Source organism: Paenibacillus terrigena DSM 21567 (assembly GCF_000374845.1).
GTDB classification, from domain to species: domain Bacteria; phylum Bacillota; class Bacilli; order Paenibacillales; family Paenibacillaceae; genus Paenibacillus_K; species Paenibacillus_K terrigena.
Genome location: NZ_KB895416.1, coordinates 304915 through 318189 on the forward strand (window position 1 = coordinate 304915; position 13275 = coordinate 318189).

General features: G+C 47.1%; 13 protein-coding genes and 1 pseudogene. 12 read left to right on the forward strand and 2 right to left on the reverse strand.

Annotated elements, in window-relative coordinates; all coding sequences use genetic code 11:
• Positions 1-280: 280 nt before the first annotated feature.
• Genes C558_RS0115365 through C558_RS0115380 form a run of 4 tightly spaced genes read left to right on the forward strand, consistent with a single transcriptional unit; the run spans position 281 to position 3989 of the window.
• Positions 281-1012 carry a (Fe-S)-binding protein gene (locus C558_RS0115365; RefSeq protein WP_018757179.1) on the forward strand — a complete coding sequence of 244 codons (732 nt, stop codon included), beginning with the start codon at positions 281-283 and terminating at the stop codon, positions 1010-1012.
• Positions 1009-2520 (forward strand): LutB/LldF family L-lactate oxidation iron-sulfur protein, encoded by a 1512-nt coding sequence (locus C558_RS0115370; protein ID WP_018757180.1) that lies wholly within the window; start codon positions 1009-1011, stop codon positions 2518-2520. Before C558_RS0115365 ends, C558_RS0115370 begins: the two co-directional genes overlap by 4 nt.
• On the forward strand, positions 2513-3238 hold the full coding sequence (locus C558_RS0115375; protein ID WP_018757181.1) for a LutC/YkgG family protein: 726 nt from the start codon (positions 2513-2515) through the stop codon (positions 3236-3238). The genes C558_RS0115370 and C558_RS0115375 overlap by 8 nt, the downstream gene beginning before the upstream one ends.
• A 43-nt stretch (positions 3239-3281) precedes the next feature.
• The gene (locus tag C558_RS0115380) at positions 3282-3989 is read left to right on the forward strand and encodes a FadR/GntR family transcriptional regulator (RefSeq protein ID WP_018757182.1); all 708 of its coding nucleotides are present in this window, start codon (positions 3282-3284) and stop codon (positions 3987-3989) included.
• Positions 3990-4247: 258 nt separating this feature from the next.
• Here the strand turns inward: C558_RS0115380 and C558_RS0115385 are convergent, their stop codons facing one another.
• On the reverse strand, positions 4248-5174 hold the full coding sequence (locus C558_RS0115385; protein WP_018757183.1) for an AraC family transcriptional regulator: 927 nt from the start codon (positions 5172-5174) through the stop codon (positions 4248-4250).
• 168 nt (positions 5175-5342) lie between these two features.
• Here C558_RS0115385 and C558_RS0115395 point away from each other — a divergent pair, with 168 nt between their 5' ends.
• A complete protein-coding gene (locus C558_RS0115395) occupies positions 5343-6497 on the forward strand; it encodes a Gfo/Idh/MocA family protein (protein ID WP_018757185.1) in 1155 nt (384 codons plus the stop codon).
• A 28-nt stretch (positions 6498-6525) separates the two neighbouring features.
• A complete protein-coding gene (locus C558_RS0115400; protein ID WP_018757186.1) occupies positions 6526-8199 on the forward strand; it encodes a DUF4091 domain-containing protein in 1674 nt (557 codons plus the stop codon).
• Between the two features lie 59 nt (positions 8200-8258).
• Here the strand turns inward: C558_RS0115400 and C558_RS0115405 are convergent, their stop codons facing one another.
• On the reverse strand, positions 8259-9125 hold the full coding sequence (locus C558_RS0115405) for a glycoside hydrolase family 43 protein (protein WP_018757187.1): 867 nt from the start codon (positions 9123-9125) through the stop codon (positions 8259-8261).
• Positions 9126-9390: 265 nt separating this feature from the next.
• Here C558_RS0115405 and C558_RS0115410 point away from each other — a divergent pair, with 265 nt between their 5' ends.
• From C558_RS0115410 to C558_RS0115435, 6 genes and pseudogenes are all read left to right on the forward strand, one after another.
• A complete protein-coding gene (locus C558_RS0115410) occupies positions 9391-9909 on the forward strand; it encodes a DinB family protein (protein ID WP_018757188.1) in 519 nt (172 codons plus the stop codon).
• Between the two features lie 326 nt (positions 9910-10235).
• Positions 10236-10328, forward strand: a pseudogene (locus tag C558_RS34695) (hypothetical protein); the annotation flags it as partial.
• A complete protein-coding gene (locus C558_RS35105; RefSeq protein ID WP_018757190.1) occupies positions 10314-10685 on the forward strand; it encodes a tyrosine-type recombinase/integrase in 372 nt (123 codons plus the stop codon). The pseudogene C558_RS34695 and the gene C558_RS35105, both read left to right, overlap by 15 nt.
• Before the next feature lie 173 nt (positions 10686-10858).
• Positions 10859-10972 (forward strand): hypothetical protein, encoded by a 114-nt coding sequence (locus C558_RS34705; protein ID WP_245583818.1) that lies wholly within the window; start codon positions 10859-10861, stop codon positions 10970-10972.
• A 152-nt stretch (positions 10973-11124) separates the two neighbouring features.
• Entirely contained in the window at positions 11125-11712 is a 588-nt protein-coding gene (locus C558_RS0115425) for a stalk domain-containing protein (RefSeq protein WP_018757191.1), read from the forward strand.
• A gap of 825 nt (positions 11713-12537) precedes the next feature.
• Positions 12538-13125 (forward strand): hypothetical protein, encoded by a 588-nt coding sequence (locus C558_RS0115435; protein WP_156826126.1) that lies wholly within the window; start codon positions 12538-12540, stop codon positions 13123-13125.
• Positions 13126-13275 lie beyond the last annotated feature (150 nt).

Sequence of the window (13275 nt, forward strand, 5' to 3'; positions counted from 1 at the left end):
GATTACGAACTCTGTCTATGTGATTATGGCTAGCCGGTCGGCAGCCTGAAACATTATAGCATGGCGGCTACCATCGGTCGAGCCAAAAAATTGCATGTACCCCATTGACGCAGCAAACGCAGCAGGCTTATCATAAATAAAAGGTATGATTTTCCTCACAAAAGGGACAATCGCATGTACGGCCTGGCGTCATGGCGTTAGGTATTTTTAATATCCAACATGTCTGACAACCTGACAATAAGATGATTGCATGAACTATGACAATAATGAGGTGTGAAGGATGAAGGTTTCTTTATTTATTACCTGCTTAAGTGATGCGATTTACCCTCGTGTCGGCGAGGCGATGGTTCGATTGCTGGCGCGGTACGGCGTTCAAGTGGAGTTCCCGAAGACGCAGACCTGCTGCGGACAACCGGCGTTCAACAGTGGCTATTGGGAGGAAGCGCGAGAATCTGCGAGAACGTTGTTGGCGGCTTTTGAGGATAGCGATTTTGTCATCTCCCCATCGGGATCTTGCACAGGAATGATCCAGCACTATTATCCGAAACTGTTCGAGAAAGATCCAATTATGATCGAGAAGGCGATGCAACTGCAAGAGAAGACCTATGAATTCACCCAATTCCTCGTACAGGTGCTCGGGGTGAAGGATGTCGGCGCGGTATTCCCGCATAAAGTCACGTATCATCCATCCTGTCATGGCAGCCGGTTATTAGGGATTAAAGAAGAGCCATTAACACTGATGGAGAACGTCAAAGGCATGGAATTGATACCGCTTCCATTTGCGGAGGATTGCTGTGGATTCGGTGGAACGTTTGCTGTGAAAATGTCTGAAATATCGGCCGCGATGGTGTCGGAGAAGGCGCAGCATGTGCTGGAGTCGGAAGCGGAAGTACTCGTCGGCTTGGATATGGGCTGTATGATGAACATTTCGGGTAATCTGATGTACCAAGGCAAGCCGATTCGCGTGATGCATCTAGCCGAATTGTTATATGAAGGGGTGAAGCAGGCATGAGTCACGGGCAGCAGGCAAGTACGGTCAAAGAACGATCGCATATTGCGCTTAACAATGAATTTCTGCGAAAAGCGGTGAAGTTCACGACAGAGCGACTGCGCAACGGGAAGAAGAAGGCGACGGAAGAGCATGGCAATTGGGAAGAATGGCGGGAGCGGGGGCGGCAAATTCGACTGCATACGATTGCGCATTTGGACTATTATTTGAATCAATTTGTTGAGAATGCGAGAGCGAACGGGGTGCATGTGCATTTCGCGGCGGACGGGAAAGAAGCTGTTGAGCTGTCGATGAAAATCGCGGCGTCCAAGCAGACACGCTCCGTCGTGAAGTCGAAGTCGATGGTATCAGAAGAATTGCATATTAATGCTGCGCTTGAAAAAATGGGGATCGAAGCGGTCGAGACCGACCTCGGCGAATATATCATTCAGCTGGCTGGTGAGACCCCATCGCATATTATTATTCCGGCGATTCACAAAAATCGCTATCAAATCGCAGAGCTGCTCTCGAAGGAAGCGGGCGAGACGCTGCCTGCAGATACATCTATCCTCGCGGGCTTCGTCCGTCGGAAATTGCGGGAGAAGTTCCTCGATGCCGAGATTGGCATGACTGGGTGCAACTTCGCGATTGCGGAGACGGGATCGATGGTCCTGTTCGAAAATGAGGGCAATGCACGGATGGTCTCCACGGTGCCGAAGACGCAGATTACGCTAATGGGGATGGAACGGATTATTCCGACGTTCGCAGATCTTGAAGTGATGGCGACCTTGCTGCCAAGATCGGCCACGGGACAGAAGCTGACGGTGTACATGTCGGCGATTTCGGGACCGAAGCGGGATGCGGATGCAGACGGACCGGAAGAGATGCATATTATTATCGTGGATAATGGACGGTCGCTACAGCTTGGGGATCCGGAATTCCAAGAGCTGCTCAATTGTATACGCTGCGGCGCCTGTCTGAATGCTTGCCCGGTTTACCGTCATATTGGCGGGCATGCCTACGGCGGCACGTATAGCGGACCGATTGGTGCGGTGTTGACGCCAGCACTTCAGAGCAATGTGGCAGAGTGGGACGATATTGCGAATGCTTCGAGTCTGTGCGGGGCTTGTTATGAGGCTTGTCCGGTGAAAATTCCACTGCATGACATGCTCGTCTATTTGCGGAATCGCAAAGTCGAGAAAGGCTACGGGCAGACGGCGGAGAAGATCGGGATGAAAGGTTTTGCAGCTATTATGTCCAATTCCAAACGCATGCGCAGCGTGATCAAGATGGGACAGATCGGTCAGAAGCTTGTCGCTCGCCAAGGGATGATCAAGACGAAGATTGGACCGCTTAAAGGCTGGAACAGCGTGCGCTATCTGCCAAGCTTGCCGAATCAGTCGTTCCGCGAACGGTGGGGAACACTGGAGCAAGAAGTTCAAGCTTCGAATCCGAAGATGAGCGATGAAGTCCGTCAGCGGATGGAACAGGCATTAGAGCAGCGGAAGAATGGAGGAAGACATCATGGCTGATCAAGAGTTGACACTGCTCGAGCAGTTAGAGAAGGAATCGCGGGCCAAGCAGGCGAAGTTCATCGGCGGCATTGCGGAGAAGCTTGGTCGCAAGGACATTGCACAGAAGCCGCAGCATCCTTTCCGTGGTGCACCGGATTTCTGGAACCAGCTGAACTGGACGCAGGAAGAGAAGATTGAGCGTTTTATGGATAATTGGCAGAGTGTCGGCGGACATGCGGCACGGTTTCAGACGATGGAGGAAGCGAAGCAGTTTATCGTGGATCGAGCGAATGAATTCGGCGCACGCCATATGATTCGGCAGAATCAACCGGAGTTGAATGAACTAGGGCTTGAAGAGGCGCTGCCGGAGACGGACATTCGCGTATGGAACAGTGATCCTGAGGAGTATTGGAAAGCCCATGCGGCAGGCGCAGATATTGGCGTCGCTGTCGTGGATCACGCGATTGCTTATACAGGAACCATTACCGTGTTGTCGTCGCCTGACAAGGGCCGATCGGTCACACTCCTGCCAACGGTCATGATGGCGATCATTCCCGTTGAACGTCTGAAGACACGGATGGGCGAAGTGATGGAGAAGATCGATGGGATGCGCCGTGAGGACTTGCCGGCAGGAATTCATTTTATTACAGGCCCTAGCCGTTCCTCGGATATTGAGAATGACTTGACGATTGGCGTTCATGGACCGGGGATTGTCTACGCGTTGATTGTAGGGTAATCTATGACTTGGATAGGTTGTACGATTGGAGCGGGTAGAACGCATGGAAATTACGAGATTGGCCAAACGAAATCACTATGAAGAAATTATCGAGCAGCTGAAGCGGCTCATTCTGGATGGCCGTGTCAAGGTTGGCGAGAAGCTGCCATCGACGAAGGAGTTGTCGGAGCGGTTCGGCGTCGGCCGGTCGACGATGCGCGAAGCGTTAAGTGCGCTCAAAGCAATGGGGTTGATCGAAATTCGTCAAGGCGGCGGCTGTACCGTGATTGCTTCTTCCGTGATGGAAGTGGAGATGCCGGAACTGAGCTCCTTGCGTATGAACCGCAGCACGGTGCTCGAGCTCATCGAAGCACGGAAGGCGCTGGAGGTTTCGAACGCGGCGCTTGCTGCCGAGAAGGCTACAGCCGAGGATAAGCAGAAGTTGCAGGCCATTGTTGTGGAAATGGAGCGAAGCATTGGCGATGACCAAGCAGGTGAGCGAACGGATCTTGAATTTCATCTGATGTTGGCACAGGCGACGCATAACTCCGTCCTGGTTAGGCTGTTCGAGTCCATTGCGGAGCAGATGGAGCGGGCGATTCAGCAGACGCGGAGGGTTGAGTTATACGCGAATCGATCGGTCTCGGAGCAGCTCTATCAAGAGCATCTCTCGATCTCCGAGGCTGTTCAGCAAGGGCAGCCGGATCAAGCAAGCCAAGCGATGAGGACGCATCTCCAACATGTAGAGAGCATTCTGACGAAATATATTTAATCTTTAAGAGGTAGTTCAAAAAGTCATCATTTGATCACGAAGTCATTCAAGAAGCATTATCGACATCAAATCTTGCGTTCACCTTCGAAGTCCGGTACTCATTTAGGTTTTGCCTAAACTCCGTTCCTCCTTCTTCAGGTTCTCGCAACCTTCTCGGTGCTGAAATGCCGACTTTTTGAACTCGATCGTAAAATATAGAAATGACGTACCACTGAACTATCGGGTTCAGGCGTACGTCATTTTTTCATACATAAATGTTTAGTTTCGGATTCTCGCCTTCACGGTTCTCGCATATTCGGTCGGGCTCATGTGCGTCTTCTTCTTGAAGCTTTTCGAGAAATAATGGACACTGCTGAAACCCAGCCTCGTCGCAATTTCCGTCATATTGGCGGTCTCCTCGCGCATGATCATTTTCGCGTGCTCCATGCGCAGGTGCATTACATATTCCATGATCGTATGGCCAGTCTGCTGCTTGAACAGGTCCTTCAGACGCGTCTTGGAGATGAGGAACCGTTGACTAAGCGACTCTAGCGTATGCATATCGGCAAGATGCTCTTCCAGATAGGCCATGATTTGCCTCACGAGGTCATCGCTAATGTTCTCTCTCGCTGCTGATGATAGTGTCTTAGTCGGTGATGGCTGTGCAACGAGATGATTGCGCAGAATGCGAATCAGGAACGTCTCCAGATAACATTTGATAAGCTGCTCGCCGCCGAGTGGTGCATTGGAACGGCGAATCATCGGGTGCCCGCAAGGAAACTGGAAGGCCTGCCGACCTTCTTCGACGATCATAGCGAGCAAATTCCGTTCCTCGTTCGCAAGCGCGATGACTTGATCCTCGAAATGCTTCATCGCTTCGGAGTGGCAATCGAAAGTCATGACGATCAGGTTCGGTGCTTTGCCTTGCAGTGCGCAGAAGCTGTGGTATTCATTCGGTTTGTGAAAAATAATCTCGCCTTGCTGCAGCGTATGGGTCGTATGATCCACTGTCACATTCACCGTACCGCGATCGACATAGAGAAACTCCCAGAAATTATGGCGTTCCCCGGTAAATTCATAGTCTTTGCTAAATTCGAAGTAGTGGAACGTTATTAAATTATGAATTTCAATGAGCTGTTGCAGCGGCGTACGGGTAAAGAAATACTCTTCGACCGGCTGGGTCGCAGGTTGTTCTTTAATGCTCACTTCGGAAGGACTCCTTTCCGTGAAATTCTCGTTAGCTTGTTCCTCTATTATATCAATTATGCTCCTCGAAAAGTACCAAAAAACGGGCTTCGAAGACAAAGAATCCTTCGCGGCTTGGTCTTATACTAGAGTTGAATTGAGCGGATCGAATGAGGAGGCTTATAGGATATGAAGTTGGGTGTCATTGGCTATGGAAGCCGGATTAGTTATGTGATATCGGAAATGATTAATCAAGATGCGCGGTGCCAAATTGCGGCGATCGTCGATGTTCGGAAGGATGAAATTCGTACGGCATTAGCAGAACAAGGGAAAACGGATGTACGATTCTATGATACGGCTGAAGCGATGCTCGAATCGGAAGCTTTGGACGGTGTCGTCATTGGTACGCGGTGTTCACTGCATACGGAGATGGCGATCAAGGTGCTCGCTACGGGACTCCCGCTCTATGTGGAGAAGCCGGTCTCTACGACGATGGAGGATTTATATCGACTCAAGGATGCTTATGAGGTATCGGATTCGAAGGTTATCGTCTCTTTCCCTCTTCGTAACTCGGAGATTGTGAAGCAAGTGAAGGAGATTATCAACTCCGGCAAAATCGGAACCGTCGAGCATGTCCAAGCGGTGAATAATGTTCCGTACGGCAATGTCTATTATCAGAACTGGTATCGGGATGAAGAAGAGACAGGCGGCCTATTCCTTCAGAAAGCGACGCATGATCTGGATTATCTTAATGATGTGATCAAGCTGAAGCCAGTTAGCATCTGCGCGATGACGTCGAAGCAAATTTTCAAAGGAACCAAGCCTGCGGGACTCAAATGCAAAGAATGCGAAGAGAATCGCACTTGTGCAGAGAGTACGGCTTTCAAGACAGATGGAACGGAAATGTGGGAATATTGCGCGTTTGCCGAGGATACGGGCAATGAAGATTCAGGCAGCTGCATCGTTCGGTATGAATCAGGCATGCATCTGACGTATTCACAGAACTTCTTCGCGCGTCGTGGTGCACAAGCACGTGGGGCTAGATTTTTAGGATACAAAGGAACGGTCGAATTCGATTTCTATACCGGTATCGTTAAAGTTCATATGCATCATACACCGCGCGTGGAGACGTATGATTTTTCACTCGGCGGCGGACATTTTGGCGGGGATACGGATTTGGCGAAAAACTTCATCGAGTTGATGCAAGGGACAGCGGAATCAAGATATCCGCTAGAAGATGGGCTGTTAAGCGCATTGATGTGCTTGAAGGCGAGAGAATCAGCGATGACGGATACATTCCAATCACTAGAGTGGGGCCATGTTCGTGAAGCTGTCCACATTTAACTAATTCATAAGAGAGAAGGTATTGAGCATGGAACAATCCAATCTGTTTCAATCGATCACATTAGATGCGTTGTCTAAAGTATTCGCAGATGAGAAGCCACAAGGGGGAGCCTATACAAAGGGTTCGGCATTATATGGGGAGACATTTGCTTTTCAAGTGGCTTACAGTGCAGAGCGATTATTCAAAAACTTGCAAGTCGAAGTCGAGTCAACGATTGGGTTACCTTTTCACGTGAGAGCGGTTGGGTTAGTGCCTTCGGAAATGCCTTGTTATTTCGACCATGATGCCGACGTATTGCGGACAACGGCAGGGTTATACCCAGATCCGTTATATGAACTGGAGCATACAGCGATCCATGCATTGCCTAAGCAGTGGCGTTCGCTCTGGATTCATGTCGATCTCGATGATACGGTACAACCGGGTGATCATGAGGTGAAGGTATCGATCAAATCGGAGGAGGGTGCTCTACTTGCGACGAACACGTTCGTGCTCAATGTGATTCCAGCGAAGCTGCCGAAGCAGCGGTTGATTCACACGGAATGGTTCCATACGGATTGTATAGCGACCCAATATGGCGTGGACGTGTTTAGTGAAGCACACTGGGGGCTGCTTGCGCAATTTGTGGGGACGGCTGTGAAGCATGGGATGAATATGATTTTGACGCCGCTATTCACACCGCCGCTCGATACGGCCATTGGTGGTGAGCGTCCGACGGTCCAGTTGATCGATGTGGAAGTGCTCGGTGATGGGACGTATCGCTTCGGATTCGACCGACTGACACGGTGGGTGGAGATGTGCCGGAATGTTGGGGTGGAATATTTCGAGTTCTCTCATTTGTTCACACAGTGGGGCGCGAAGCATGCACCGAAGATCGTCGCAACGGTGGAAGGGGTAGAACGGCAAATTTTTGGCTGGAATACGAGTTCGACGTCGGCGGAATACCGCAGCTTCATGGATCAGTTCTTGCCAGCGTTAGATGGTTACATTAAGAATAATGGAATTGCGCAGCAGAGCTGGTTCCATATCTCTGATGAGCCGAGTCAGGATCAACTGGAGACGTACATGGCGGCGAGCGAAATGGTGCGTAAGCATCTGTCGGCTTATCCGATTATGGATGCGTTATCATCCCTCGATTTCTATGAGCAGGGTCTGGTGCAGCGCCCGATTCCGGCGAACGATCATATCGAACCGTTCCTGCGCAGCGAGGTACCGGATTTATGGACGTATTATTGTTGTTCCCAGGATGATCAGGTATCGAACCGATTCTTTAATATGCCTTCCGCACGGAATCGTGTACTTGGCTTCCAATTGTATAAGTTCGGCCTGCAAGGCTTCTTGCACTGGGGCTATAACTTCTGGTACACCCAATATTCGGCGAATCAACAGATTGATCCCTTCCGTACGACGGATGCTGGTGCAGCGTTCCCTTCTGGCGATGCTTATCTGGTCTATCCGGGCGAAGCGGGACCTGTTGAATCGATTCGGCTTGAGGTGCTTCATCAAGGCTTGCAGGATTTGCGTGCGCTCGAACTATTAGAGTCTTGGATCGGCAAAGAAAAGACGGTTGCGCTGATCGAAGAGGGGCTCGCAGCACCGATCTCATTCTCGGAATACCCGAGAGGGAATGGAGAATGGCTTCTCGCTGCAAGGGAACGGATCAATCAAGCGATTGCTGCACATTGCTGTCTAACGAACGGCTAGTTGAAGAATGTAGAAAAACCTGCTGAGCTCAGCAGGTTTTTTGTATGGTTGGGAGTATGTTATTTGGCTTCTAACGAATCTGAGGATTCTTCGACGCGCAGAATGGATGGCCGCTCATTCGGATTGTGATTCGGGGCATGAAGGGCAAGGAGCAGGTTATTGTACCAATCCCGAAATAACATGCCGTGTCCACCATCTTCGACATAGAGCGGGTTCTCTTCATGCACCCATGGACCTGTAATTCTTCCACTAACAGAGCGTGCAATCCCCGTAGTATATCCTTGTTCACCAAGGCTTGACCAGATCATGAGCAGGCGGCCGTTGTTCATGTGGTGCAGGAAGGGGCCGTCCGTCACGAAGCCACCTTCGGTATTCGGCTTGACCCATGGCGCTTCGGATGCACGAAACAACAGCTGCGGCTCGCTGACAATTCGGTCAAGCGTATCGGCTAATTTGGCAGCATAGATCTCGCCGTCTGTTACTTGCAGCCACTCCCGACAGAAGATGAGCCATGGTGTACCGTCTTTCTCCATATAGAGGGTACCGTCTAAGCACTCCCATGCCTTTGGTGTAATAGGGCCTAGACTATGGAGCTCGAAGGGTCCCATCGGATGATCGGCGACGAGCACTTGCACCGCACGCGACATCCCTTTTGCTTTGAAAGAAGCAAACATATAGAATCGGTCTTGCACATGATGAACTTCAGGCGCCCAGTAATGGTGATCGGACCAGAATCCCGGCTCAGATCGGAACACGGGGAATGGCCCCTCCCAATTTAATAAATCGCAGCTGCGGTACACGTCAAAGCCTTCAGGTTTGCCGTCCCATGCGGTCGCACCTTGGGTTCCATACATATAATAAGTATTCTCCACAGGTACAGGAAGAATAAAGGGGTCTCGAAAGTGAATATCAGATAATCGTATCAAATGGTGGTCCTCCTTTGAATCATTTACTCTAGCAAATAGATTAGCATGATTTGGTATAATGCTCCAGAGGTAGCTGGGTCGTAACGGCTGTGAATATGGAGAATCATGAAATTTGTTGTCAGAGGCGGGAGCATAGTTTTGGACATGAAAAAATCTCTAGTTCTCGTTACTTGGGTGTAGGAGTTTTTTTGTATGAAAGATTTATAGGATAGGACAAAAAAGGAATTTGGCGTGCTATAATTTGTAAAAAAGGAGGTTGTACACGATGTTAATTCAGCCATTGGATGGAGAGTATGCAACTTATTATGACCAATATATAGGCCTTGTACCTGAAGGGGATATTCGGGGAATTCTAGAGCAGCAATTAGAGCGTACCACCCAATTCTTCGCGAATTTATCGGAGGAGCAAGGAGATTTCCGGTATGCACCGGACAAGTGGTCGATTAAAGAAGTGATCGGTCATATTGCGGATACGGAACGCGTGATGAGCTATCGATTGCTGCGTATTGCGAGAGGAGATCAGACACCTCTCACAGGGTTTGATGAGAATGCGTTCGTGAGCGGAGCGGCCTTCGCTTCAACACCGATGTCTGAATTGATTGAGGATCTTCGAGCCGTCCGCCGTGCTACAATTACATTATTGCGCGGAGTTACAGATGAAGCAGCAGCGAGAGTAGGGACAGCGAATCATTCGCCGATTTCCGTTCGGGCACTTGCCTATATTATTGCGGGTCACGAGATTCACCATTTGAACATACTGAAGGAAAGATATCACATTTCGTAGATTTCGAGGATCATCGAAATCATGTGCCGAAATCATCGGGGCGTATCAAGTTCGCAGGAACTTTGTACGCTCTTTTTTGTGTGTTCAAGGATGGGGGAGCTTGTTATAATTATTGGAAGGATTGATGAATTATGGATGTGCATGTGTCGGTATATGGTGAGCAGCGTATGTCGATAAAATTCAAGTTTTTTCGAAGAAGAAGCGCCTCCGGCTTCAGTTTGGATATAGATCTGAAATGGGATGCTTCGCATCATTAGCAGCCGCAGAATGAATTACGTGCAAGAGGATACAGCGCGAAGACGGTTAAAGCTTATTGCGGTCAGGTCCAACGCTTCTTCGAGTATAGGAGACAGAACAATGTAAGGTGGACTGATCATGTTGTTCGAGATTATTCCCTTTATTTATTGGATCGGTCCTGCTCCCATGCGTACGTAAACCAAGCAATTAGTGCGATCAAATTTTATTTGATCCACGTGATGGGATACCGCGAGAATGTATCGAATGTTAGGCCTGAGAAAGAGAATAAATTGCCTTCGATTCTATCGCTGGATGAGATTATGCTTATGCTCACGACCGTCAAGAATCTGAAGCATAAAGCAATTTTCTATGTTACATATTCTTCAGGCTTACGCGTTGGTGAAGTCGTTCGATTGCGTATCGAATACTTCGATCGAGCCCGCAAAACACTGCATATTCGGCAAGGCAAAGGAAAAAAGGATTGTTACACCTTTTTGTCGGATGCAGCTTTTACAATCGTGAGCAGTACGTTCGTATAGAGAATCCAGAAGGTTGGCTATTTCCGGGTCAAGAAGCAGGACGACATCTAACCGAACGAACTGTTCAGAAAATATTCAGTCAAATGATTGGAGCTGCGGGAATCAGGAAGTAAGTCAGTGTTCACTCGCTGAGGCATTCATTCGCTACGCATCTGCTAGAGGGCGGGATTGATATTCGCTACATTCAAGAGCTGCTGGGGCACCAGAGCAGTCGGACAACGGAGAGGTATACGCATGTGAGCGTGAGAGATGTGAGTCGAATTAAGAGTCCGCTGGATCAGGTGTAGGACGGTCGTGAATATGGGCGTGATGCGGGGTATTCACGAAATACGTGAATTCCCTGGCTGATGGGGGATTGGGGAAGTTCGTGAAAAAGACGTTATGTGCAATACCCTGAAAGATCTTTATACATTATTTTAATTAACAAGGAGACAAGTTTATGATTAGAAGATTTAAAACCTCTAAAGCAGCGTTCACTTTACTAATATCATTAATTTTGCTGTTTGGAATAGTATCTGTTACTTCTGCAAGTAGTACCGATTTCATAAAAGCAAAGATTTCAAATATTAAAATTATGGTAAATAATAAATCCAGAAATATTAAAGCGAATATGCTTAATGTTAACGGTGTTAATTATGTTCCACTTAAAGAGTTTGCCAATATTTTAGGCTATACAACTGACTATAAAAATTCTACAAAGACGATCGAAATAAATAAAAAAGAAGGGGAAGAAGATAGTCTTGTAATTGATGATAACGGAAATATTTTGAGTTTAGATGAGTGGGTTACAATTAGAGAATTGTCACTACGTTTCGGAGTGAAAATAAAATATGAAGACTCAAATGTAGTTCTCACATATAAAGAAAAAACAATAAATTTACGCCCGAGTAATGGAGCAAATGATGATATTCCCAATTTAATAGCTGAAACAACATATAGTTCTGAAGGTATTCCATTACTTTTTGTTAAAGGAGTAATGTACTTAAAGAAAAGCGATGCAGAATTATTTATAGAACAGAAATTATAGAAATGGATAAAGTTAATTGTATGATCAATTCGAGGAAGAGGGTACTGCACATAACATCATATCCACGCATCGGAGCCTGACGGCTCCTCGGTCCGCCCGAAGGGGATAGGCAAGGAAGCGGAATCAGGCGGACACATCCGCACCGACTAACCGCATCGCGGCCGGCTGCTGGCGCAGCCTTAAGTCGGTGGGACGTCGTGGATACAGGAACGTTATCCGAAACCTCTGAATGTATTTATTAAATTCTTGAAAGGAGTTCTTATGATAATCTTTGGATTTATTTCGGTTTATCTAATGCCATTAATAGGGTTTCTTTTTATAGTTTGCTTGCTTAGAGCTATCAAGAAAATTATAAAAGATAAATCATATACTGCCGAAGTCTTTTGGAGTGGATTTTTCTTTGCGATAATTGTGTGGACAATAAGTATGACAGTTTTAATAACAGGTAAATAAGACTTGATGTTACTCGCGCCATCATGAGTAATATTGGGTAAACCCATTAGACCCCGCGTCGCTTTTATTTTAAAGTGCCAACAAGACTAATATGGGATATAACCCCATTTAAAAACTTGAAATAATGGGCGGAATTAATTTAAGGTCTGATTAAGTTCGGATTTAAGGGCAGTAGCGAACGCGACGCGGCGTAGATACGGTGTTATCCGTTGCCTCTGACTTCTTCGATAACCCTTTCAAAATAGATATTACTGCCACTTAGCCTTGCAGGGTTGTCTGCCTGACTTCACTTCTCCGAAAACCATCGGGCAGACCAAGGACCGGCGCATGCGCGCCTTAAGCCTTTCGGGTTCGCAGATACAACAACGTTATATGAAATCGATGTTAAAGGAGAAAGAGGAGAGTTCTATTAAACGTTCATTAAAATTACTTCTTATTCTAATGACTATTTATATAATCTTTTTAATTCCCAATCTATTTTCTTGGTATGAAATGGAAAAGTTTGAAAGTAAAATAAATACTGCGCTTGGGAATTTTTTAACTTCGCAATGTAAAACTAACGTTCACATCGATTGGGTCAAAATTCATAACATACCAACTGGATTTTTAACAATAGGAAAAGACTCACAAGAATGGAATGCGCAGGTTACTATTAATTCCAATTATACTTATCCCATTGAAGGAAGTGTAGACGGTAGTTTTCATTTTTATTTTCATGAAGAATTTTGTGGAAAAAATTATCATTCAGATAAAATTGGATATAAGAGTTTAGATTTGAAAAATAAAACATTTGTAGATGAATATGACCAAAGTTCAAAGACGGGGGATATTGGTCTTAAAGAATCAAACATAATTTTATTAACGTTCTTCTTTGGCTTGATAATTATCGTTTTTATTATATCAGCAACAATTGAATTGTTCACAAATCTAATAAAAATATATAAAAGAAAGAATGAATAGTTTGTGAGTAACTCAAGATGGCATCGACATCATATAACACCATATCTACGCCATGTCGCGTTCGCTCCTTGGTCTGCCGAGGAGTTTTCGAAGAAGCTTAATCAGCATACAACCCTGCAAGGCAAAGTGGCAAAGCCACCCGGCTCGGTC